The following is a 22060-nucleotide window of genomic DNA, read 5'->3' on the forward strand; positions in this document are numbered from 1 at the left end:
AAGCCGTGCGGAAGGGGGCTGTAAAACCATCGCCGGATGCGGGGCGCCGAGAGGCTGCCCTATCACTGCAGTAGGATCGCAGGCTCTCCGGCCCCCCTCAGTCCTTTAGGCGCTCAAGCAGCGCGACGCGCGGTAGCGCAAAGAACTCAAGGCGCTCAAGCGGCGCGACGCGCGGTAACGCGGACAAAAGCTCTTTGACAGACCGGGCGCGAAAGCGTCGGGCAACGAACAGGCTTGCCTCGTCTCCGTCAGCGCGTCCGCACGCGCAGCAGGAGCAAAAGCCCGGCGACCAGAAAGACGAGGCTCGCCGAGATGCCGATGCGCTGGCTGTCGGTGAGCGCGGTGACGAGGCCGATGGCGAGCGGCGCGGCGAAGGCGGTGATCTTGCCGGAGAAGGAATAGAAGCCGAAGAACTCGGTTGTCTTGTCGGGCGGACAGAGACGCGCCAGCAGCGTGCGGCTCGACGCCTGGATGGGGCCGGCGGCCAAGCCGATGAGAATGGCGAAGGCGAGATAGGCCTGCTCGCCGGGCGAGGCGAAGGGACCGCTGCCGGTGGCCTTCTCCGCGACGGGGATGACGAACAGCACCTCGTCGGCATCGATGGACAGGACGCCGATGGACGCGACGATGAACAGGCAGAGCGCCGTGACGATCACCGTCTTGGATCCGGCGCGGTCGTCGAGAAACCCGCCGGCGCAAGCGCCGATGGTGCCGGCGATGGTCAGCACCATGCCGAACAGGCCGAGTTCGGTGGCGCCCCAGCCGAACACGCTCGCGGCATAGATGCCGCCGAAGGCGAACACCGCGCCGAGGCCGTCGGCATAGAGCATGCGCGCCAGAAGAAAGAGCGCGATGGCGCCGTGATTGGCCACGAGCTCTTTCACCGCGCGGGCGAGCTGGCGCAAACCCGATTGCACCACGGCCGCGTTCGCCGATTTGTCGGGCCGGTCCGGGGTGAATAGGAATAGCGGCAGGACGAAGACGAGATACCAGAGCGCCGAGAAGGGCCCGACGAGGCGGTCGCCTTCGCGCGTGGCGGGATCGAGCGGGATCAGCGGCTTGAGGCCCAGCAGCGTCTTGCCGGTATTCGGATCGGCGACCACGAGGCCCGCGAGCAGCGCAAGGCTGACGAGCCCGCCGACATAACCCACGGCCCAGCCGACGCCGGACAAGGTGCCGAGCCGGTCGCCCGAGATCAGCCCCGGCATCATGGCGTTGGTGAACACGGTGGCGAGCTCGGCGCCGATGACGGCAATGGCGAAGGAGAGCAGCACCAAGGGCATCAACGAGGCGTCGCCGGGAATTGCGAACCACAGGCCGGCCATGCCGACGACGAGCAGCACGGAGAAGCCGGCGATCCAGGGTTTGCGCGGCAGGCCGGCATCGGCGATGGCGCCGAGCACCGGCGCCAGAAGGGCGGCGATGAGTTGCGCACCGCCTGTGGTGTAGGCCCAGAGGGTCTGGCCGTGGGCCGGGTCGGTGGCGAAGCCGTTCACGAAATAGGGCGCGAACAGGAAGGTGACGACGAGGGTGTAGAAAGGCTGGGCCGCCCAGTCGAACAGCACCCAGCCGAGCAGGCCGGCCTTGCCCGTGCGCCCGGCTCTAGACGAGGCCGACATCGAGCACGATCAGATGGTTGGGCAGCTCGTCCTGGTCGACGGTCGACGGTGGAAAATGCTCGGCGAGAATCTTGCCGCAGATCTCGATGGCGGCGACGAAGCCTTCGGTGCGCTTGCCGGTGCCGATATGCGCGGTCAGCGCGTCGATGAGCTCGTCCCACACTTGCGGCGTCACCTTGGCGTAGATGCCGTCATCGGCGATGACCTCGGCGTAGCGCTCGGCGTCGGACACATAGATGAGCACGCCGGTGCGTCCCTTGGTGGTGTGCAGATTCTGCACCAGGAATTGCTCGACGGCACGCTGATGGGCGCGCGTGCGCTTGAGCGCGGTGGGCGTGATGGCCATGCGCAGCGGCTGCCACAGCATGAGAAGCGCCCCGGCGGCGAACACGGCGAGCTGGGCGATGTAGATATGCTCGACCGGCCAGTTGGTGAGGTAGATGAGGGGCAGCGGCACAGCGAGCGCCAGGAGCGCCACGCACATCAACGCGAAATAGCCGTAGCTCGAGGAGGCGCGGGCCACCACCACCACGATCTCGCCGCTGGTGTGCTTCTCGGCGCGGGTGATCGCGCTGGCAATCACGGCATGTTCATCAGGGGTGAAGGGCTGCATGGCTTATGATCTTCCCGCCGGTGGCCGAGACGCTATGGCCATAAAGGGTCGTCTGGGAACTCGCAAGCCACTGCTCACGGCACATCGAGGGAGGGGATATGAGGCAGTTCCGTCTTTTCGCGATTACCGCCAGCGCAGCGCTTGTCGTCTGCGGTCTTGCACTGGCCAAAGGGCCCGGCATGGCGGGTGGGGTTGCTTTCACGTTCGGGCCCGACCTCGTGGCCAGCGACTGGCATTATATGGGCTTCCCGTGGCGCGCCGGTGCGGCATTCAAGGCGAGCAGTGCCGATGCCGTGACTGTCGAGACCAAAGCCGGCGTGGGCATCCTTTGGCATGCCGTGCCGCTTGAGGTTTCCGGCGCGCGCAAGGCACGTTGGCGGTGGCGCGTCACCCAAGGCGTTGGTCCGACAGACCTCACCAAGAAAGGCGGTGACGACCGCCCGCTCGCCCTCTACTTCGCCTTCGCCGACGAAGACGTTCCGGTCATGGGCGATCTTACGGAGCTCCTGAAGCGCGGCCAGGGTCACCTCCTGATCTATGTGTGGGGTGGAACCGAGAAACCGGGGACCGTGTTGCCGCTTCCTTACTTCGACGGCCGTGGCCGCACCGTGGTGAAGCGTCCGGCGGATACGCGTGCGGGCATATGGTTCAACGAAGCGGTCGACGTCCGTGGCGATTTTCGCCGGGCCTTCGGGCGCGCGCCCGGACGGCTCGTGGCCGTCGCGGTCTCCACCGACGCGACGACACCGGCGGTTCGAATGTCGCCACAGTAGCCGATCTTTGCGTCAAGTGACCGGGCCGCCTCGTTCCTTGGCCGGCCTACCAACTGCCGGACGAGCCGCCGCCACCGAAGCTGCCGCCGCCGCCGGAGAATCCGCCGCCGCCACTGCTCCAGCCGCCGCCCGACGAACCCCAGCTGGATCCGCCGGTGCGGCGCCCGCCGCGGCTCACGGTCCCGGAGCTGCTGTACAGGCTGAGCGCGACCCACAGAACGATGATGGTCCAGAACAGAAAGGTGAACCAGAGGGCGGAATCGTCGGCCTCGTCCCGCGCCCTGGCGCGGGCCTCTAGCTCCGCCGCATCGCCGGTGAGCGCGAGCGCGATGTCATGGACGCCGTCCTTGATGCCGCCCGGGAAGTCGCCGGCGCGAAAACGCGGCAGGATGCCGTTCTCGATGATGATCTTGGTGAGCGCATCGGTGAGGATCGGCTCGAGCCCGTAGCCGACCTCGATGCGAACCTTGCGCTCGTTGGGCGCGACGATCAGGAGGACGCCGTTGTCGAGCTCGGCGGTGCCGATACCCCAATGGCGGCCGAGTTGGTAGCCGTAGTCCTCGATCGTGTAGCCTTGCAGGGAGGGCACGGTTACGACCACGAGTTGGTCGGTGCTCTTGTCCTCGAGCGCTTTCAGCTCCGCCGTCAGCGCCTGCACATCGGCAGGACTGAGTAGTCCGGCACCGTCCACCACGCGGCCGGTGAGCGCGGGGAAGGTCGGCTCGGCGGATGCCGGCAACAGCGCCAAGCCAAAGACAATGGCGAGCGCCACGCCACAGAAGCGCGATAGCATGGAGGCCATGAGGCCCTCGAACGTTGCCCGGCGAAGGCGCACGGCGCGCTAGAACTTCACCTCGGGCACTTGGTGGTCTCTTCCGCCACGGAGAAGTTCTGCATCGGCTCCGACTCCGGATAGAGCAGCGCCCGCCACCAGCGGCCGGGAATGGTTCGAAGCTCGGTGTTGTAGTCCTTGACCGCGGTGATGTAGTCGCGCCGCGCGATGGCGATGCGATTTTCGGTGCCTTCAAGCTGGGACTGAAGCGCGAGGAAATTCTGGTTCGACTTGATGTCGGGATAGCGCTCCACGACGACGAGCAGCCGGCCCAGGGCGCCCGAGAGATTATTCTGCGCTTCCTGGAATTTCTTGAAGGCTCGGGGTTGGTGAGGATGTCCGGCGGAATCTGCACTTGCGTCGCCTTGGCGCGGGCCTCGACCACGTCGGTGAGCACGGTGCGCTCTTGCTCGGCGAAGCCTTTCACGGTCTCGACGAGATTGGGTACGAGATCGGCGCGGCGCTGATACTGGTTCAGAACCTCGCTCCAAGCGGCCTTGGCCTTCTCGTCGAGGGTGGGAATCGTGTTGATGCCGCAGCCGGCGAGCGCGAGCCCCGCAAGCATGAGGCAGATTGCGCGGACGACACCGCCCGGCCGAACAAGCGCAAATGCCAGCATGACTTCCTCCCTGTCAGCGTGAACCGAAAACTCGTGTATTGAGCGCGCGCCACGGTGGCAAGCGCTTTCGCGAGTGTCTAGGGCGACGCCTGGCGGGACTTGGCGTCTTTGTCTTGCGGTCCGGCCGCCGCGGCACGCACCGCATCCGTCAAGTTCGGGACATAGAGCGTGCGCGAGGGGAAGGCGAACTCGATGCCGTCCGCCTCGAAGGCGCGGAAGATGGCGAAGTTGATGGCCTGCTGCACATCCATGTAGACGGTGTAGTCGGCGCTGAGCACCCAGTAGACGGTCTCGAACTCCAGGGCCGAGTCGCCAAAGCTGCGAAAATGCGAGCGGTCGAAGCGGGCCTGGCTTTGCGCCTCGACGATCTCCTTCACCATCGCGGGGATGCTCTCGAGCTTGGTCCCCGGCGTGTCGTAGGTCACCCCGAGCACCAGGACGATGCGGCGCTCGGCCATCCGCTTGAAGTTGTGGATGCGCGAGTTCATCAGGTCGGTGTTCGAGCAGGCGATTTGCTCGCCGGACAGGCTTCTGATGCGGGTGGTCTTGATGCCGATCTTCTCGACCGTGCCGTTCTGATCGCCGAACACGATGAAGTCGCCGACCTCGAAGGGGCGGTCGAGCACGATGGCGAGCGAGGAGAAGAGATCGCCGAGCACACTCTGGGCGGCCAGCGCGATGGCGATGCCGCGATTGCCGAGACCGGCGACGAGCGCCGTGACGTCGAAGCCGAGATTTTCGAACAACAGTAGGAGCGCGAGCGACCACACCGCGACGCGCACGAAGAACTGAATCAGCGACAAGGCATTGCGCATCGCCGACTTGGCCTTGAGCGGGGCGAGGCGCCAGGCCAGAACGGCCGAGGCGATGCGGTCGGCCCACAGGGCGAGCTGGATGAACAGGGCAATGGTGAAGGCCGAGGAGATCAGGCTTTGAAACTTGGCCGGCAACTCCAGGAACAGGCTTCCCGCATAGATCGCGGCGATGATGAGGAAGAGCGTCGAGGTTCGCTCGACCACCTCGTGCAGGACCGTTGGCCAGTGGGGCTCTTGACCCTCCACCGGCGCGGCAGCCGGCGGACGAGGATCAATCTCAGCAGCAAGGCGATGGCGAGGCCCGCGACCGCCACCAATGCCGCGATCGCCCACTCCGATAGGCCGTTGCCGTAGACGTCGCCTTCCAGCAGTTCGATCATGGTGCTCCCCGTGCAGCCCGTGGTGAGGCCTAACCTAGTGGCTCAAGAGCGCTTGGCCAGCCCCGACGAGGGCCCGCCCTGCCGGCGTGGGGGCGATATTGCCTAGCAATCGCGCAAGTCCCGGTGGGGACTGTTGCGATAATGAAACAAGCTCAAAGTTTCTTCGCGGGCCAGCGGAGCGCAGCCGCAAAGCTTGCCTCTGTGTTGAGGTCCTCGCCGTCGACTAAGTACTCGCAGTTACGCGATTTTTCCCGCCGCGTCCGGCCGTCCACCGGAATCCCACAGCTTTGGCAGCACGTTAGGCAAACGGAAGGCTTTGCTGGTCAAAATCAGGGGCCTCTCTTAGTGTGATTCGTTGAGTCGTATGGGGGACTCACGGAGGCTCGCTATGGGACCGATCTTCGACGGGGAGCGAGTGTGTTGCTTATGCGTATGACAGGGAACGAGGCGGCTCACGTCGCCAAGAAAGCTCTCTCGAATTTTTCGATCTGCCTTGGCGTCGCGGCTCTCGCGGCGGCCGTTGCCGTTGTGCCGGCCGACGCGAAGAAAAGCAGCAAGAGCGCCGAGTCGAGGATGTGGCGGTTGGCGCCGACGCCAGCCAGCCGATGACGCTTGTCGTCTCCCTCGGCAATCAAAAGGTCGATATCTACCGGGGCACCACCCTGATCACCAGCTCGCGCGTCTCGACCGGCAAGCCCGGCCACGCGACCAAGGCCGGCGTGTTCAGCATCCTGGAGAAGAGGCGGCGCCACTTTTCCAACCTCTATGGCGGCGCACCGATGCCGTGGATGCAGCGCCTGACCTGGTCCGGTACGGCGCTTCATGCCGGCGTGGTGCCCGGCTATCCGGCCTCCCATGGCTGCATTCGCTTGCCCTATTCTTTCGCGCCCAAGCTGTTCGACATGACGACCGTCGGCGCCCAAGTGGTGGTCGCTCGCGGCCGGGTCACCCCGAAGCCGATCGAGCACGCCGCGCTGTTCCAGCCCCTGCCGCCGCCCGCGCCGCCGAGCTTGGCGAAGCAGGAGCAAGAGCCCAAGGTGATGCGGCGGTCGAGCAACGAGACCGCGCCGCACTTCGGCGCTCATCTTCCGGTCGTGCTGGCCAAGGCTGAGACCATCGATGCCGCCGACAGCGATGCGGCCGAGCTGCCGCCCCAGTGCCCCATGCGGCAGCCGAGACCCCTGCCCCTGTCCCGAATTCCATTGTCGTGTCCGGCCATGAGGACACGCGGATCCATGCGATCGATCCCAGCGCCGGCCCCGGCCGCGCGATGCACGCTGCGGCCGCGAAGCCTGCGGTCACCGCCAGCAAGGCGAAGATTGGACAAGCCAAGGTCGAAAAAGCCGCCGAGCTGCTCGCCGCCGGTACGCCGAACGATCCCGCCAAGAATCAGGATCGCCTCGCACCGGCCGTCCCGCTTGCCGCCGCCGCTATGGTCCAGCCTCCGGTGCCTGCCGTCACGACGCCCGAAGCCGCAGGAAGCGCCGAGCCGCAGGCCGGACCGATCCTTTCGGTGTCGGCCAGCGCCATGGCCCAGCCGGTGCCTGCGTCGGCCGATGCCGTCGTCGCCATGCTGACGGCCGATGATCATCCGCCCGTGCCGCCGATGAAGCCCTCGGTGACCGCCGCCAAACTGGTGGCCGGCGCCGCTGCGGCAGCCGTCGAGGCGGCCGAGCCGCGCTCCACCGCGCCGTTGCGCGTCCTGGTGACCCGGCGCACCGACCGCGACCGGATGAGAGATGTCCAGTATCTTCTGGCCTCCATGGGCCATCTCGAGCTTCAGAATTTCGACGGCACGTTCGGCCGGCAGACCGCGGATGCCATCAAGGCTTTCCAGAAGTCCCAGGAGATGCCCGAGACGGGCGCCTTCACCGACGAGCTGGTGCAGAAGGTCTACGAGGTCGCCGGCAAGAAGGAGCCCGCGGGCGGCCATCTCTTCGTGCGGCAAGAGTTTGCCAGCGTGTTCGACGCGCCGGTCGGTTTCCGTAACCCCGACGACAAGCTCGGCACCCACGTGTTCACGGTCATGAACTTCGCGCCCGGCGACACCAAGGCGCAGTGGATGGCCATCAGCCTGAAAGACGACGACGATCCCATGGCCGTCCTCGATCGCCTCGAGATTCCCGACGACATCCGCCAGAACATCTCCGAGCGGCTGACGCCCGGCTCCACGCTGATCATCGCTGACACGGCGATCAACTCGGCCACGCTGCCGAAGGGCGCGGACTTCCTGGTGTGGGATACGAGCAAGCCGGCCACGGTCCAGCGGGCCAGCGTGAAGCCTCGGGTGAAGAAGCGGCGCGTGACGACCCAGCGTCGCAAGACGCCGAGCTATGTGCGCCGCAATCCGGGTTGGCCGTTCTAACCCTCTCGGCGCCTAATCTCCCTCGTCCACCATGATCGCCACTCTTGCGGCGACGAACGCTCGAATCGTCGTTGATCAAGCGGCCTTGCGGATCGGTGTTCTCGGTGCAGTTTCTCTATGACGGGGAGCTGATCGAGGCGGGGCGGCCGAGCCGGTCTTCGCCGGCTTCCCGCAGCACGCTGGCACGCGCCTTTATTGCCGGGCAATCGGCTGAGCCAGCGGCGTATGTCGAAGAAAATTGGAGCGGGCGATGGGATTCGAACCCACGACCCCAACCTTGGCAAGGTTGTGCTCTACCCCTGAGCTACACCCGCACTCCAAACCACCGGCAGCCCTTGAATTTCAAGTTTCGGGGTGGTCATTTGCCTTGTAGTGGATCGCCTCGGCGCTGTCTACAGACGCCGAAAGCCTCCCTCGCCTGGACCGTCATCGGGCCCAAACGAGTGGCCCCATTAGCCGAAGCGAACGCTGAAAGCAATGCCATCCGACCGTGCCATGCTGTTCGCGCGGCTTGAAGCGCTCGGGATCGCCTCGGCCACGGTCGAGCACGCGCCGATGTTTACCGTGGAGCAGAGCCAAGCCTTGCGGGGAACGATCCCCGGCGCCCACACCAAGAACTTGTTCCTCAAGGATAAAGACGGTCGCCTGGCTCTCGTGGTCGCCAAGGAGGACACATGCGTCGATCTCAAGGCGTTGGCGAAGCGCCTCGGCTTTGGGCGCTTCAGCTTCGGCAAGCCGGAGCTCCTGATGGATGTGCTGGGGATCGAACCCGGCTCGGTAACGGCTTTCGCGCTCATCAACGAGACGTCGCGGCGACTCGACGCCGTGGTGGTGGACGCGGCGCTGATGAGCTTCGCCGAGGTCAACTGCCATCCTCTGATGAATGACGCCACCACGCGGATCGCCATCGGCGACCTTATCCGCTTCATGGAGGCATGCGGCCACGCGCCACGCATCCTGCCGCTCGGCTGACGACGCCCTTTGCCGCGCCCAGCGCCGGTTGCCAAACGGCGCGGCGCGGCCCATTCTCAAGGCCAGCGGCGGCCCTCACGGCTGGACCCCATGATCCCTTAACGCAAACAGGCTCCGGCGCGGAGAGTAAGTAGAACCGTGGATACTCCGATCCTCAATGAAGGCGGCGCGGGCTCCCCCGACGCGGACCTGATCAAGAACAGCACCACCGCCGACTTCATGCGCGACGTGGTCGACGCCTCCATGACCGTGCCGGTCCTCGTCGATTTCTGGGCGCCGTGGTGCGGGCCGTGCAAGCAGCTCACGCCGATCCTGGAGAAGGCCGTGCGCGCCGCGAAGGGCGCGGTCCGGCTGGTGAAACTCAATATCGACGACCATCCAGAAGTCCCTGGGCAGATGGGCGTGCAGTCGATCCCCGCCGTGTTCGCCTTTCAGGACGGGAAGCCGGTCGACGGCTTCATGGGCGCACTGCCGGAATCGCGCGTCACCGCCTTCATCGCCCGGCTCGTTGGCGAGAACGCCGATAGCGGCGCCGACATCGAGGCGGCGGAAGCGGCCCTTGCGGCCGGCGACGTCAACATGGCGGCACAAACCTTCGGCGAGATTTTGCAAAACGATGCGGAAAACGCGCAAGCCGCCGCGGGACTGGCCAAATGCTACATCAAGACCGGCGACCTCGCCCGCGCCGAGCAAACCTTGGCACTGGTGCCGCCGGCCAAGGCCGAGAGTGCGCCAGTGACAAGCGCGAAGGCCGCGCTCGAGCTTGCCCGCAAGGCCGAGGAGACCGGCGACGTGGAGGAGCTGCGCGCCAAGCTTGCGGCGGATCCGAGCGACCCGCAGACGCGTTTCGATCTGGCCCTGGCGCTCAACGCCGGCGGCGACCGTCAGGGCGCGCTTGATCAGCTGCTCACTCTCGTCAAAGAGAACCGGGCATGGAATGACGACGCGGCGCGGAAGCAGCTGGTGCAGCTGTTCGACGCGTGGGGGCCCGCCGACCCGGCGACGAGCACCGGGCGTCAGAGGCTTTCCTCGCTGCTGTTTGCGTGAGCCAAGGAGCGTAGTCCTGCGTTGACCGACCGCTATCGTGATGCCGCCGACCTGCCGAGCATGCTGCCGGTGTTCCCCTTGCGGGGCGCCATCCTGCTGCCGCGCGCCTCGCTGACGCTCAACGTCTTCGAGCCGCGCTATCTCGCGCTGGTCGACCACGCGCTTGCCAACGATCGCCTGATAGCCGTTGTGCAGCCAGCCTCCGATACCGGTGAGGACGAGTCGCCGGAAGGCAAGAGCGTGCCCTTGCGGCGCATCGGCTGTGCGGGACGGATCACGGCGTTCAATGAGGGAGACGAAGACCGTCTCGTCATCTCATTGTCGGGCGTCGCCCGCTTCCGGCTCGGCGAGGAGATTTCTTCCGATACGCCGTTCCGCATGTTCGACGTCGAATTTTCCCCTTACGCCACCGACTTCATCGCCGGCCATGGGGAGGACGACGTGGACCGGCCGCGGCTGATCGAGACGCTGCGCAGCTATCTCGAAGCCAACCATCTCAACGCCGACTGGGACCGCATCAACTCCGCCAACAACGAGCGGCTCGTCAATACGCTGGCGATCCTCAGCCCCTATGGACCCGAGGAGAAACAGGCGCTGCTCGAGGCGGAGGATTTGCGGGCACGGGCCGAGGCGCTGGTGGCGCTGGCCGAGATGGAACTCGCCACGCCGGACGACGGCTCGGGGACATCGATCCAATGACTGAGGACGACAAGCACGCGGGCGGCGGCGAGCGGCGGATCGATCCCAAGCTGCTCGAAATTCTGGTGTGCCCGCTGACCAAGACCTCTCTCGCCTATGACGCGGAGCGGCAAGAATTGATCAGCCGCGCGGCCGGCCTCGCCTTCCCGATCCGCGACGGCATCCCGATCATGCTCCCCGAGGAAGCCCGCAAGCTCGACGAGAGCTAGCCGCGCTACAGCCCTTCGCCTTTCATCATCCGCTTGACCTCCTCCGGCGTTCGTCCCGCCTCGCGATAGGTGCGGATCGCGCAGGCGTCGTTGCGCTTGGCAAGCCGCTTGCCTTCCGCATCGCGAATGAGGACGTGATGATGGTAGACGGGCACCGGCAGTTCGAGCAGCGCCTGCAACAGACGGTGGATGGGCGTCGCCTCGAACAGGTCCTCGCCACGAATGACATGAGTGACACCTTGCGCCGCGTCGTCGACCACCACCGACAAGTGATAGGCCGCGGCACCGATATCCTTGCGCCCCAGGACCACGTCGCCAATCTGCCGCCGCATGATGTCCGGGTCGACCGTATGGGTTCCGGCATGGGCCCGGCCGGTCTCGCGCCAGATGAGGGTCTGTCCGCCAAGAAGCGCCAAGGCGCGCTCAAGATCGAGCCTGATCGCATCGCCCGGTCCGCAGTCCGCCAGGGCACGCCCACGGCAGGTGCCGGGATAGACCGCGCCGTCGGGCGAGAGATGCTCCGCCCCCTCCTGCGGCGCCGACAGCGCGGCGCGGATATCGGCCCGCGTGCATCGGCAAGGATAGGTCACGCCCATTTGCCCGAGCCGTTCCAGCGCCGCCGCGTAAATGTCGAGCCGTTCCGATTGCCGCCATACCGGCTCCGGCCAGTTGAGACCGAGCCACGCCAAGTCCTCGTAGATCGCCGCCTCGTATTCGGGCCGTGCGCGTGCTTGGTCCGTATCCTCGATGCGCAAGAGGCAGTCTCCGCCCGCCCCTTGTGCGCCCTCCCAAGCGGTCAGCGCGGAAAAGACATGGCCCAGATGGAGGAGACCCGTCGGTGACGGGGCGAAACGGGTGACGAAGCGCCCGGGCATCGTGCGTTCGGCCATCGCGCGGCTAGAGCCCTTCGCCCTTCAGCAGGCGGGGCACGTCACCGGTCTTCCCCGCCGCCTCGCGCACGAGAAAGCGCTTCAAGCCCGGCGCACGGTCGACCAAGCCGAGGCCGAGATCGCGGATGGCGCGCAAGGGAACGCTGTCGTTGGAGAAGAGGCGGTTCAGCCCGTCCATCACGGTGCCGGAGAAGGCGCTGTCGAAGCGCCGCCAGCGCTGATAGCGATCGAGCGTGGTGGCCGCGCCGATATCGAGGCCGAGGCGTTGAGTCTCGACGATCGTCTCGGCCAGCGCGGCGACGTCCCGCATGCCGATATTGAGGCCTTGGCCGGCCAGCGGGTGCACGGCATGGGCGGCATCGCCGACGAGCGCGAGGCGATCGCCGATGAACGACCGCGCCATCTGAAATGAGAGCGGGAAGGACTGGGGCGGCGATTCGAGCGTGATGGCGCCGAGTCGGTGACCGAAACGGCGTGTCAACTCGGCGATGAATTCGGACTCGGACACCGCCATCAGGGCCTGGCCCTTTTCCGTCTCCTCGGTCCACACGATAGACGAGCGACTGCCGGCCAGCGGCAGGATGGCGAAAGGGCCAGCCGGAAGAAAATGCTGCACCGCGCGGCCGTGATGCGGACGCTCATGGGCCACCGTGGCGACGATGCCGACTTGCGGATAGGACCAGCCGATGGATTTGATGCCGGCGCGCTCGCGAAGCTTCGAGCGCTTGCCGTCAGCCGCCACCAGCAGGCGCCCGTGCAGGGTCCCGCCGCCGGACAAGTTCGCCCGGACGCCAAACCCGTCCGCCGTGAAGTCGACGACACTCTCCGGCGCGAAGAGGTCGATGGCTGGCTCCCCGGCAACGGCGGCCTGAACCGCGGCTTGCAGGTCGCCCGCCTCGACCAGATAGGCGCCGGGGTCGCCCGTTTTCATCTCCTCGTCGAATCCGAGAAGGTGAGGCCGCAGGCTCGCATTCAATGGGCTGTCGGTGATCTCGATGGCGCGGATGGGTTGCGCCTTCGGCGCCAGAACCGGCCATAGCCCCACAGCGTCGAGCAGGCTCTTGGTGGCGGCCGAGAGCGCAAGCCCGCGGGCATCGCGCGGCGTATCGGAATTTTGCTGCCTGGGCGCGGCATCGACGAGCGCGAGGCGAAATCCCTTCGGCGCAAACGCGGCCAGGGCCAGCGCCAACGTCCCGCCGGCGAAGCCGCCGCCGGCGATGATCGCGTCATGGATGCCGCCATTGCTCTCCATGCCTTCCGTATAGGGGAGCCCCGGCCCCCGCGCCACAGCCGCCGCGCGTCACAGCTACGCGTCACTGTGGCTCATCGGGTCGCGGAACATTCCGCCGGGGGCGCGAACCTGCTAAATGGCGGCGGACCGGCAAACTCCAAACGCAAGGGCAGGTCCATGAGCGCCGCTCTCAACGAACTCCTGTCGATCCTCGATCTCGAGACACTCGAGCACAATCTGTTCCGGGGCTTGAGCCCGCAGGTGGGCTGGCAGCGGGTGTTCGGCGGCCAGGTGATCGGCCAAGCGCTGGTCGCGGCCAACCGGACCGTCGAAGGCCGCATGTGCCATTCGCTTCATGCCTATTTTTTGCGCGCCGGCGATCCGGCCGTGCCGATCATCTATGAAGTGGACCGAATCCGGGACGGCGGCAGCTTCTCCACCCGCCGCGTGGTGGCCATTCAGCATGGGCACGCGATCTTCTCCATGGGCGCCTCGTTCCACAAGGACGAGGGCGGACTGGAGCATCAGATGAAGATGCCCGAGGTACCGCCGCCGGAAGACCTGCCGAGCGAGGCGGAACTCAAGGATCTCCTCATGGAGCGGCTGCCGGAGCCGGTGAAAGCCTATTGGCAGCAGGAACGGCCCATCGAGATCCGGCCCGTCGATCTCTCCCGCTATTTGTCGCCGGAGAATCAGGCCCCCAGCCAGCTCGTATGGATCAGGGCCACGGGGGCTCTCGGCAACGATCCGGCCTTACACCAATGCGTAATGGCCTATGCCTCCGATTTCACCCTGCTCGATACGGCCTTGATCGCCCATGGCCGCTTCGTCTTCGATCCCAAGCTGATGCTGGCCAGCCTCGACCACGCCGTGTGGTTCCACGAGAGCTTCCGGGCCGACGATTGGCTCCTCTACGCCCAGGATAGCCCGAGTTCGGGCGCCGGCCGGGCGTTTTGCCGGGGCACGCTGTTCACCCGCGACGGCCGGCTGGTGGCGTCGACGGCCCAAGAGGGCCTCGTTCGCGAGCGCGCGCCCAAATAAGCGCCTAAATCATGGGCAACAGGCCTGATTTGCCTACTTTTTGTGCCTATTGACTGCCCTCAAGGCAGAGGCCGGCCCGGCTTAAATCGTAAAAGAATCCCTAAAGCCAACGACTTGGCAGGCCCAATGCGGAGTTGGCACGTAGCTTGACTCTGCTTTCAGGTTCGCACGGCCAAATCGAGGCAACAAGCTGCACGGCCGTAAATCAATGGAGGGCTTAATCAGATGAAGCTGGTGATGGCAATCATCAAGCCATTCAAGCTCGACGAGGTGCGTCAGGCCCTCACCGAGCTTGGGCTACAAGGCATGACCGTTACCGAGGTCAAAGGGTACGGGAGGCAAAAGGGCCATACCGAGATCTATCGCGGCGCGGAATACGCCGTGAACTTCCTACCGAAGATCAAGATCGAGGTCGTGGTCCCTGCCAAAATGGTCGACAAAGCTGTGGACGCCATCGTTGCCGCGGCCAAGACCGGGCAGATCGGCGATGGCAAGATCTTCGTCGTTCCCGTCGAGCAGACGGTGCGCATCCGCACCGGCGAAACCAACGAATCAGCACTGTAAGAGGGGGAGATTTGAAGATGACGACCCTTGCCAAATATCTATTCGGCGTGGTCGCAGCACTTGTACTGCTTGCGCTTTACCACATCGATCCGGCGCTCGCGCAGGAAGCCCCAGAGGCCCTTGCGGAAGTCGCCGAGGAGACTGCAAAGCTCGATACGGGCGACACGGCGTGGATGCTCACATCCACGGCTATCGTCCTGATGATGACCATTCCTGGCCTCGCCCTCTTCTATGGCGGCTTGGTGCGGAAGAAGAACATCCTCACTCTAGTAATGCAGTGCTTCGCGATCACCTGCCTCATCACCATCGTGTGGCTGGTCGCGGGCTACTCGCTGGCCTTCACTGACGGCGGTGGGTTGAACGCCTATGTCGGCGGCCTGTCCAAGGCATTCCTCAGTGGGGTGGGCAAAGATACGCTGTCGGGCACGATCCCCGAGAGTGTGTTCTTCACCTTCCAGCTGACCTTCGCCATCATCACGCCGGCCCTCATCGTCGGCGCGTTCGCCGATCGCATGAAGTTCTCGGCGATGGTGGTGTTCATGGTCCTGTGGTCGCTGGTGGTCTATTCGCCGATCACCCATTGGGTGTGGGGCGGCGGCTTCCTGTCGGAGGCTGGCGTGCTCGACTTCGCCGGTGGCACGGTGGTGCATATCAACGCCGGTGTCGCCGGTCTGGTCTGCGCCATCTTCCTTGGCAAGCGCTTCGGGTACGGCACCGAGAACATGGCGCCGTATAACCTGGTCTACAGCGTGATCGGTGCCTCGCTTCTGTGGGTCGGCTGGTTCGGCTTCAACGCCGGTTCTGCCGTCGCCGCCAACGAGAGCGCGGGTATGGCCATGGCCGTGACGCAGGTTGCTACGGCGGCTGCGGCACTCGGCTGGATGTTCGTGGAGTGGCTCGTGCACAAGAAGCCGAGCGTCCTGGGTATCATCTCGGGCGCAGTGGCGGGTCTTGTGGCGATCACACCGGCCTCGGGTTTTGTCGATCCGATGGGCGCGCTGTGGATCGGTATCGCCTCTGGCGTGATCTGCTACTTCATGTCGACCACCGTCAAGAAAGCCATCGGCTACGATGACTCGCTCGACGTGTTCGGCATCCACGGCGTGGGCGGCATCGTCGGCGCCATCCTGACCGGCGTGTTCGCCGTCGAAGCGATCGGCGGTACGCCCGGTCTCTTGGAAGGCAATGGCGGTCAGGTTCTGACCCAGGTCTGGGGCATCCTCGCCACCATCGTGTGGGCCGCGGTCGCCACGTTCGTCATCCTGATCATCACCAATATCATCATTGGCGTGAGGGTGAGCGAGGCGGTCGAGGTCGAGGGTCTCGACATCAACCTGCATGGCGAGGTGGTCCAGTAGACTCTTCGCGACGCAAACAAAGAGGGACAATAACCACGGAGAATTAGAGCTAGGTCTCCTCCTCCCTTGACTACTAGCTCTCAACTTAGGCCCCGGCGCGTTGCCGGGGCCTTTTGCATTTCTGGGGCGACCAGAGATTGCCGCGCGCGGCGGCATCGCCTAACACCGGCGCCATGTCAGACGAAAATTCCACGCGCCTCGACGCCCTCATCCGCTCTCCGTTCGCACGGCTCGCGACCCTGCTCGAAGGCATTAAGCCAGGCGCCGAGCCGATCAATCTCTCGCTCGGCGAACCGCGTGCGTCCCTGCCGCCGTTCCTCGGACCGATCCTGGAAGAGCATTTGAACGCGTTCGGGCGCTACCCGCCGATCAAGGGCATTCCGGCCCTGCGGCAGTCGATCGCGAAGTGGCTGAGTCGCCGCTATCCGGCGCTCCAGGATGCGATCGATCCCGAGCGCCATGTGCTGCCGCTCAACGGCTCACGCGAAGGCTTGTTCTCGGCGGTCTTTCCGGCCTGCGCACGGAAGCCGGGGATCGGCGAGCCTGTGGTTCTCATCCCCAACCCGTTCTATCAGGTCTACGCGGCAGCCGCGGGGGCGGCCGGGGCCACGCCGATGTTCCTCACAGCCGGGCCTGAGACGGGCTTCCTGCCCGATCTGAACGCGATCGATGAGGCCGTCCTGAACCGGACCGTCGCGCTCTATCTGTGTTCCCCGTCAAATCCCGAAGGTGCGGTGGCGAGCCCCGACTATCTTGCCAAAGCCATCCAACTTGCCCGCCGCCACGATTTTCTCCTCTTCGCCGACGAGTGCTACTCGGAGATCTATGGCGACGAGCCTCCCCCCGGCGCGATCGAGATTGCCGAGAGCCAGACGCGGAGCCTGGCCAATGTCGTGGCGTTCCAATCCTTGTCCAAGCGATCCGGCCTGCCGGGCCTGCGCTCCGGCTTCGCCGCCGGGGATCCGGCGTTCATGGGTGCCTATTTCCGCTTCCGCAATGTCGCCTGCCCGCAGGTGCCACTCCCCCTGCAGCATGTCTCGGCGGCCGCCTGGGCCGACGAGGCGCATGTGGAGGAGGCCCGCGGCCTCTACCGGGCCAATTTCGACTCAGCAGATGTGATTCTAAACGGCCGCTACGGTTTTCGCCGGCCGGCCGGCAGCTTCTTTTTATGGCTGAATATGGCGGGTTTTGGCGGTGGGGAGGCGGCGGCGACAACCCTTTGGAAAGGGTGTGGTGTCAAAGTCCTGCCTGGGGCCTACCTCACGCATGCGCAACCCGACGGGGCAAACCCGGGCCAGGACTTCATCAGGGTCGCGCTCGTGCACGACGCGGAGACAACGCGTGAGGCCCTAGGGCGCATCGTCGCGACATTGGGTTAGAGGGATGGCAGCGAGAGGCAGAGCAAAAGGACGGCGGCGATTGCTGCCGAGCGCGGTCGAGTCCGGCCTGCGCCGTTTGCTGTTCGGCACCTATGGATTCGTCCTGATCGCCGGGGCGTGCGCGGTGTGGGTGAGCCTCGCCACCTGGTCTGTCCACGACCCGAGCCTCAACAATGCGACCCGCGCCGTGCCGCGCAACCTCCTCGGCGGCTGGGGGGCGGTGATCGCCGACCTCGCCGTTCAGTCCCTCGGGCTCGCGTCCATCATTCTCTTCCTGCCGCTGGCGGCATGGGGCTGGCATTTGATCGCCCGCACGGTGCCGAACCGTCGCAAATTCCGTCTGCTGGCTTGGCCCGCCTCGGTGATTCTGCTGGCGGCAGCGCTGGCCGCCCTGCCCCAACCCAAGAGCTGGCCCCTCCCCAACGGTCTCGGCGGCATCTTCGGCGACTTTTTCATGGCCGGGGCCCATGTCATCGGCCCATCCTGCCGGAAGCCGCGGTATCGTTTGTGGCCGGACTGGTGTTCTTCATCGTCGGCATCGCGTTGCTGCTTTTCGCTTGCGGCACGAGCACATCCAAGTTGATCGCGCTGTGGGCGCCGCGCTCCAGCGCCGCGGGCGAGTGGGCCAATGCCTGGCTCGGCGCTGGCATGCACTTCGTCATGCATACGAGCTCGCTCGTGCGCCGTGCGTTCCGCCGCAAGCCGCGGGCGCAAGACTACGACGAGGACTATGACGACGAGGACGATCGCGAGGATTGGGTGGAGCCGCAGCCAGTGGTCGGCCCCGACGGCCGCATCGAGCCGTCCTTCGGACCGGCGCCGATCGCCGGCGAGTATGATGACGACGAGGACGAGGATTACGACGAGGACGGCGATGACGTGACGTCGCCCGGTTACCGCATCACGCGCCTCGACCCGAAAGAGAAAAAGAAGAAGCGGCACACGTCCCTGTCCCGCAGCCACGAACTGGACACGCCTTACGATCCGCCGCCGGTCAAGTTGCTGCAGCAGCAGTCGCGCGCCGCGCGGGGCCGCACGGTGAGCGACGAGGTGCTCCAGGAGAATGCGCGCGAGCTCGAGGGTGTGCTGCAAGATTTCGGCGTCAAGGGCGAGATCACCAATGTCCGCCCCGGTCCCGTGGTCACACTGTACGAGCTTGAGCCCGCGCCCGGCACCAAGTCGTCGCGCGTCATCGGCTTGGCCGACGATATCGCCCGCTCCATGAGCGCAATCGCCGCGCGTGTCGCCGTGGTGCCCGGCCGCAATGCCATCGGCATCGAGCTGCCGAACGAGCGGCGCGAGATGGTGATGCTCCGCGAGCAGTTCGAATCGGAGGATTTCCGGGAGAGCGATGCGCGGCTCGCGCTGGCGCTGGGCAAGACCATCGGCGGCGAGCCCATCATCGCCGACCTCGCACGCATGCCGCATCTGCTCATCGCCGGCACCACCGGCTCGGGCAAATCGGTCGGCATCAACACCATGATCTTGTCGCTGCTGCAGCGGCTGTCGCCCGACCAATGCAAGTTCATCATGATCGATCCGAAGATGCTGGAGCTGTCCGTCTATGACGGCATCCCGCATCTGCTCGCGCCGGTGGTCACCGATCCGAAGAAGGCCGTGGTCGCGCTCAAATGGACCGTGCGCGAGATGGAGGAGCGCTACAAGCGCATGTCAAAGCTCGGCGTGCGCGACATCAAGGGTTACAACGCCCGCGTCCTGCAAGCCGAGGCCAAGGGCGAGGTGCTGACCCGCACCGTGCAGACCGGCTTCGACCGCTCGACGGGCCGCGCCATCTACGAGCAAGAGGAGATGGACTACGAGGCCATGCCGTATATCGTCGTCATCGTCGACGAGATGGCCGACCTCATGATGGTCGCCGGCAAGGATATCGAGGCGGCGGTGCAGCGCCTGGCGCAAATGGCGCGCGCGGCCGGCATCCATCTCATCACCGCGACGCAGCGGCCGAGCGTCGACGTGATAACCGGCACCATCAAGGCGAACTTCCCGACGCGCATCAGCTTCCAGGTCACCTCCAAGATCGACAGCCGCACGATTCTCGGCGAGCAAGGTGCCGAGCAATTGCTGGGTCAGGGCGACATGCTCTACATGGCCGGCGGCGGCCGCATCATTCGAGTGCATGGGCCCTTCGTCGCCGACGAGGAGGTCGAGAAGATCGTGCGTCACCTCAAGAAACAGGGCGTGCCGGCCTACCTCGACGCGGTCACCGACGAGTCCGAGAACGAGGACGAGGACGGCGAGGGCGGCTCGGAGTATGGCGACAGCGGCGACGAGCTCTATGACCAAGCCGTCGCCCTTGTGCTGCGCGACCGCAAAGTCTCCACAAGTTACGTGCAGCGGAGGCTCGGCATCGGCTATAATCGCGCCGCGACCTTGATCGAGCGCATGGAAAATGAAGGCCTCATCGGCCCCGCCAATCATGCCGGGAAGCGCGACATTCTGGTCGGCAACGACGAGGCGGAGTCGCCCTATTAGGGTGCTAGACTATTCCGCGGACAAGAACTCGCCCACCGCCAAGAAGTTGACCAGATTTGGCGGAATCATCTATCCAATATTCGTTTGGTCCTGGGCCGTGCGCGTCACGGAGGGGGGTTTATGACTAGCCGCAGAGCCGCCGGGTTCCTCATCGGTCTGCCCATCGCCTTCGGGCTCACAATGGGGCCCGCATTCGCCGAAGACGGCGCAACCTCCGTGCCGAAGACCGTCATGACCCCTGGTTCCAAGGATCAGAGCGGCGGCCCGCCGGAAGACGCGCTGCGCCCATCGCTCGGCCAGGACGTCGTCCCTGCCGGCGGAGGTGCGCCCGTTGGCGAAATCACCCCGTCCGCCATCGACGAGGGCGCCAGCTGGGAGGCGGCGGTCGAGGCCACGAAAGCGCCCACGCCGTTGATCGGCGCGGAGCAGGCAGAGGCGGTCCAGAAGATCAACGCCTATTTCAATGGGATCACCAATCTGCAAGGCCGTTTCGAGCAGACCGACCCCAGCAACAAGCGCTCCACCGGCCGCTTTTATGTGCTGCGGCCCGGCAAGATCCGCTTTGACTATGCACCGCCGAGCGCGCTGCGCATCGTTGCCGATGGCTACTCGCTGGCCATTGAGGACTCCGACCTGAAGACGGTGGAGAAATACCCCATCAAGTCGACGCCGTTCCGGCTACTGCTCGCGGACGATGTCGATCTCGGCCGTGATGCTCGGATCGTCGGCGTGGAGCGCGAGGAGGGCGGCTTGGCGATTTCGCTCGAAGACCGGGGTGGCGACGCGGCAGGCCGCATCAAGCTTTCTTTCGGCTCCAATCCGGACCTGGAGCTGAAGGAGTGGCAAATTACGGATGCCCAGGGACTGACCACGCGGGTCACGGTCGACGACATTGTCTTGGGCCGCAAGAAGGCGGACGACTTCTTCAAGTCGAAAGACAAGTTCGGACCCTTCCAATAGGGGCCGCCGACCGCCTTCGCCTGGGTCACAAAAACAACCGCAAATCAATGGGTTGTTACGCCCGCGCCGGGGTGTTTACGTCTCATTAAATTTTCCAGACGACGGACGTTGAAATCGCCCGGCGATCTACATATCTGTTGCTTCAGAAGCGGACCACATCGCTTTCATCGGTAGTGCCCCCCGTCTAGCCGAAGATGTGGTCTGCTCGTGCCGGCTTCCCTCCCGGCACGCGCGCGAGAAAATACGCGCTTCTGGCGCCCAACCACGCGCAGCGGTTGGGCGCCTTTTTATTTTCTGCTTCTGTTGAATACCGGCATAACCGACCGACCGCGCGCGCAAGCGCTTGCGTGCCGCGCCCTATGCGCCATACCAGCCCTCATGCGCTTTCGCCTTGCCACCTGGAACATCAACTCTGTCAGGATCCGGCTCGATCTGGTCGAGCGCTTCGTGCGCGCCTACCAGCCCGACGTGCTCTGCCTGCAAGAGATCAAATGCGAGGAGGAGCAGTTCCCCCTTCTGGCGCTGCAAGCTTGGGGCTTCCCCCATATCGCGGTGTCCGGACAGAAGGGCTATCACGGGGTCGCCACACTCTCCCGCCTCCCCTTCAAACTGTCCGAGCGGCGCGATATCTGCGGCCGCGGACATGCGCGCCATCTGGCGGTCGCCTTCGACGGCGCCAAGGCGGGCGCCAAGCCGCTGGTCCTGCACAATCTCTACGTTCCGGCTGGCGGCGACGTCCCGGACCCCGCGGTCAACGACAAGTTCCAACACAAGCTCGACTTTTTGGACTCGATGACCGCCTGGTTCGGTACCGAGCGGGCCAAGGCCAAGAACCGCATGATCCTGGTCGGGGACCTCAACGTGGCGCCGCTCCCCACCGACGTCTGGTCCCACAAGCAGCTCCTGAAAGTGGTGAGCCATACGCCGCCCGAGACCGAGCGGCTGGAGCAGGTGAGGGCCTCGCATGACTGGATCGACGTGATGCGGCGTCATGTCCCAGCCGAGAAGACGCTCTTCACGTGGTGGAGCTATCGCAATCGCGATTGGCGCGCCTCGAACCGGGGGCGGCGCCTCGATCATATCTGGACCACGCCGTCGCTCGACGGCGCCGCCGTCGCCATGCGCGTCCTCGACGAGACGCGCGACTGGGAACGCACCTCCGACCATGTGCCGGTGATCGCCGACTTCGAGATCGACTGAG

General features: G+C 65.4%; 21 protein-coding genes, 1 tRNA gene and 2 pseudogenes. 15 read left to right on the top strand and 9 right to left on the bottom strand.

What is annotated here, in order from left to right; genetic code table 11:
- Positions 1-248 precede the first annotated feature (248 nt).
- A complete protein-coding gene (locus tag AUC69_RS08885) occupies positions 249-1619 on the bottom strand; it encodes an MFS transporter (protein ID WP_069441849.1) in 1371 nt (456 codons plus the stop codon).
- The gene (locus AUC69_RS08890) at positions 1603-2232 is read right to left on the bottom strand and encodes a TPM domain-containing protein (RefSeq protein ID WP_069441850.1); all 630 of its coding nucleotides are present in this window, start codon (positions 2230-2232) and stop codon (positions 1603-1605) included. The genes AUC69_RS08885 and AUC69_RS08890 overlap by 17 nt, the downstream gene beginning before the upstream one ends.
- 179 nt (positions 2233-2411) lie before the next feature.
- Between AUC69_RS08890 and AUC69_RS08895 the strand changes: the two genes are divergently transcribed.
- Positions 2412-3005 carry a DUF3047 domain-containing protein gene (locus tag AUC69_RS08895; protein WP_158008059.1) on the top strand — a complete coding sequence of 198 codons (594 nt, stop codon included), beginning with the start codon at positions 2412-2414 and terminating at the stop codon, positions 3003-3005.
- Positions 3006-3051: 46 nt separating this feature from the next.
- Here AUC69_RS08895 and AUC69_RS08900 read toward each other — a convergent pair whose 3' ends face one another.
- From AUC69_RS08900 to AUC69_RS08910, 3 genes and pseudogenes are all read right to left on the bottom strand, one after another.
- The gene (locus AUC69_RS08900) at positions 3052-3807 is read right to left on the bottom strand and encodes a TPM domain-containing protein (RefSeq protein ID WP_141700701.1); all 756 of its coding nucleotides are present in this window, start codon (positions 3805-3807) and stop codon (positions 3052-3054) included.
- A 47-nt stretch (positions 3808-3854) separates the two neighbouring features.
- Positions 3855-4456: pseudogene (locus AUC69_RS08905) on the bottom strand (LemA family protein).
- 77 nt (positions 4457-4533) lie between these two features.
- A complete protein-coding gene (locus tag AUC69_RS08910) occupies positions 4534-5475 on the bottom strand; it encodes a mechanosensitive ion channel family protein (protein WP_141700702.1) in 942 nt (313 codons plus the stop codon).
- Between the two features lie 781 nt (positions 5476-6256).
- Between AUC69_RS08910 and AUC69_RS18485 the strand changes: the two are divergent.
- A pseudogene (locus tag AUC69_RS18485) lies at positions 6257-6598 on the top strand (L,D-transpeptidase family protein); the annotation flags it as partial.
- On the opposite strand, the gene AUC69_RS18490 reads toward AUC69_RS18485, so the two are convergent.
- Positions 6526-6708 (bottom strand): hypothetical protein, encoded by a 183-nt coding sequence (locus AUC69_RS18490; protein ID WP_069441854.1) that lies wholly within the window; start codon positions 6706-6708, stop codon positions 6526-6528. The pseudogene AUC69_RS18485 and the gene AUC69_RS18490 sit on opposite strands and share 73 nt — an antisense overlap.
- A 99-nt stretch (positions 6709-6807) precedes the next feature.
- Between AUC69_RS18490 and AUC69_RS08925 the strand changes: the two genes are divergently transcribed.
- Positions 6808-8016 carry a peptidoglycan-binding protein gene (locus AUC69_RS08925; RefSeq protein ID WP_244500180.1) on the top strand — a complete coding sequence of 403 codons (1209 nt, stop codon included), beginning with the start codon at positions 6808-6810 and terminating at the stop codon, positions 8014-8016.
- Between the two features lie 239 nt (positions 8017-8255).
- On the opposite strand, the gene AUC69_RS08930 is transcribed toward AUC69_RS08925, so the two are convergent.
- A tRNA-Gly gene (locus tag AUC69_RS08930) sits at positions 8256-8330 on the bottom strand.
- Positions 8331-8493: 163 nt separating this feature from the next.
- On the opposite strand from AUC69_RS08930, the gene AUC69_RS08935 reads away from it, so the two are divergent.
- From AUC69_RS08935 to AUC69_RS08950, 4 genes are all read left to right on the top strand, one after another.
- Positions 8494-8988 (top strand): prolyl-tRNA synthetase associated domain-containing protein, encoded by a 495-nt coding sequence (locus AUC69_RS08935; protein ID WP_069441856.1) that lies wholly within the window; start codon positions 8494-8496, stop codon positions 8986-8988.
- A 138-nt stretch (positions 8989-9126) separates the two neighbouring features.
- Complete coding sequence (locus AUC69_RS08940) at positions 9127-10035, top strand: thioredoxin family protein (protein ID WP_069441857.1); 909 nt, start codon at positions 9127-9129, stop codon at positions 10033-10035.
- A gap of 21 nt (positions 10036-10056) precedes the next feature.
- The gene (locus AUC69_RS08945; protein WP_244500181.1) at positions 10057-10734 is read left to right on the top strand and encodes an LON peptidase substrate-binding domain-containing protein; all 678 of its coding nucleotides are present in this window, start codon (positions 10057-10059) and stop codon (positions 10732-10734) included.
- Positions 10731-10943, top strand: coding sequence for a Trm112 family protein (locus tag AUC69_RS08950; protein ID WP_069441858.1), 213 nt, complete (start codon positions 10731-10733; stop codon positions 10941-10943). The genes AUC69_RS08945 and AUC69_RS08950 overlap by 4 nt, the downstream gene beginning before the upstream one ends.
- A gap of 5 nt (positions 10944-10948) precedes the next feature.
- Here the strand turns inward: AUC69_RS08950 and gluQRS are convergent, their stop codons facing one another.
- Both gluQRS and AUC69_RS08960 read right to left on the bottom strand, forming a co-directional pair.
- The gene (gene gluQRS / locus AUC69_RS08955; RefSeq protein ID WP_204377304.1) at positions 10949-11833 is read right to left on the bottom strand and encodes a tRNA glutamyl-Q(34) synthetase GluQRS; all 885 of its coding nucleotides are present in this window, start codon (positions 11831-11833) and stop codon (positions 10949-10951) included.
- Positions 11834-11840: 7 nt separating this feature from the next.
- Positions 11841-13085, bottom strand: coding sequence for an FAD-dependent monooxygenase (locus tag AUC69_RS08960; protein ID WP_069441859.1), 1245 nt, complete (start codon positions 13083-13085; stop codon positions 11841-11843).
- Positions 13086-13241: 156 nt separating this feature from the next.
- On the opposite strand from AUC69_RS08960, the gene tesB reads away from it, so the two are divergent.
- The 8 genes from tesB (at position 13242) to AUC69_RS09000 (ending at position 22059) form a co-directional block, all read left to right on the top strand.
- Entirely contained in the window at positions 13242-14105 is an 864-nt protein-coding gene (gene tesB, locus AUC69_RS08965; protein WP_069441860.1) for an acyl-CoA thioesterase II, read from the top strand.
- 225 nt (positions 14106-14330) lie between these two features.
- The gene (locus AUC69_RS08970; RefSeq protein ID WP_069441861.1) at positions 14331-14669 is read left to right on the top strand and encodes a P-II family nitrogen regulator; all 339 of its coding nucleotides are present in this window, start codon (positions 14331-14333) and stop codon (positions 14667-14669) included.
- Positions 14670-14686: 17 nt separating this feature from the next.
- Complete coding sequence (locus AUC69_RS08975) at positions 14687-16027, top strand: ammonium transporter (protein ID WP_083239258.1); 1341 nt, start codon at positions 14687-14689, stop codon at positions 16025-16027.
- Between the two features lie 173 nt (positions 16028-16200).
- Positions 16201-17406: an aminotransferase class I/II-fold pyridoxal phosphate-dependent enzyme gene (locus AUC69_RS08980; protein ID WP_069441862.1), complete on the top strand. Its 1206-nt coding sequence runs from the start codon at positions 16201-16203 to the stop codon at positions 17404-17406.
- Between the two features lie 40 nt (positions 17407-17446).
- Positions 17447-17989 (top strand): DNA translocase FtsK 4TM domain-containing protein, encoded by a 543-nt coding sequence (locus AUC69_RS18495; protein WP_069441863.1) that lies wholly within the window; start codon positions 17447-17449, stop codon positions 17987-17989.
- On the top strand, positions 17914-19899 hold the full coding sequence (locus AUC69_RS08990) for a DNA translocase FtsK (RefSeq protein WP_244500182.1): 1986 nt from the start codon (positions 17914-17916) through the stop codon (positions 19897-19899). The genes AUC69_RS18495 and AUC69_RS08990 overlap by 76 nt, the downstream gene beginning before the upstream one ends.
- A gap of 120 nt (positions 19900-20019) precedes the next feature.
- On the top strand, positions 20020-20859 hold the full coding sequence (locus AUC69_RS08995; protein WP_069441864.1) for a LolA family protein: 840 nt from the start codon (positions 20020-20022) through the stop codon (positions 20857-20859).
- Positions 20860-21237: 378 nt separating this feature from the next.
- The gene (locus AUC69_RS09000) at positions 21238-22059 is read left to right on the top strand and encodes an exodeoxyribonuclease III (RefSeq protein ID WP_069441865.1); all 822 of its coding nucleotides are present in this window, start codon (positions 21238-21240) and stop codon (positions 22057-22059) included.
- Position 22060 lies beyond the last annotated feature (1 nt).

The organism is Methyloceanibacter superfactus, from assembly GCF_001723305.1.
Classification (GTDB): Bacteria; Pseudomonadota; Alphaproteobacteria; order Rhizobiales; family Methyloligellaceae; genus Methyloceanibacter; species Methyloceanibacter superfactus.

Coding starts and splice junctions, on each gene's coding strand:
- AUC69_RS08900 (WP_141700701.1), bottom strand. CDS start 3,807: ATGGCCTCCATGCTATCGCGCTTCTGTGGCGTGGCGCTCGCCATTGTC.
- AUC69_RS08975 (WP_083239258.1), top strand. CDS start 14,687: ATGACGACCCTTGCCAAATATCTATTCGGCGTGGTCGCAGCACTTGTA.
- tesB (WP_069441860.1), top strand. CDS start 13,242: ATGAGCGCCGCTCTCAACGAACTCCTGTCGATCCTCGATCTCGAGACA.
- AUC69_RS08935 (WP_069441856.1), top strand. CDS start 8,494: ATGCCATCCGACCGTGCCATGCTGTTCGCGCGGCTTGAAGCGCTCGGG.
- AUC69_RS08995 (WP_069441864.1), top strand. CDS start 20,020: ATGACTAGCCGCAGAGCCGCCGGGTTCCTCATCGGTCTGCCCATCGCC.
- AUC69_RS08980 (WP_069441862.1), top strand. CDS start 16,201: ATGTCAGACGAAAATTCCACGCGCCTCGACGCCCTCATCCGCTCTCCG.
- AUC69_RS08950 (WP_069441858.1), top strand. CDS start 10,731: ATGACTGAGGACGACAAGCACGCGGGCGGCGGCGAGCGGCGGATCGAT.
- AUC69_RS08960 (WP_069441859.1), bottom strand. CDS start 13,085: ATGGAGAGCAATGGCGGCATCCATGACGCGATCATCGCCGGCGGCGGC.
- gluQRS (WP_204377304.1), bottom strand. CDS start 11,833: ATGGCCGAACGCACGATGCCCGGGCGCTTCGTCACCCGTTTCGCCCCG.
- AUC69_RS08890 (WP_069441850.1), bottom strand. CDS start 2,232: ATGCAGCCCTTCACCCCTGATGAACATGCCGTGATTGCCAGCGCGATC.
- AUC69_RS08885 (WP_069441849.1), bottom strand. CDS start 1,619: ATGTCGGCCTCGTCTAGAGCCGGGCGCACGGGCAAGGCCGGCCTGCTC.
- AUC69_RS09000 (WP_069441865.1), top strand. CDS start 21,238: ATGCGCTTTCGCCTTGCCACCTGGAACATCAACTCTGTCAGGATCCGG.
- AUC69_RS08895 (WP_158008059.1), top strand. CDS start 2,412: ATGGCGGGTGGGGTTGCTTTCACGTTCGGGCCCGACCTCGTGGCCAGC.
- AUC69_RS08970 (WP_069441861.1), top strand. CDS start 14,331: ATGAAGCTGGTGATGGCAATCATCAAGCCATTCAAGCTCGACGAGGTG.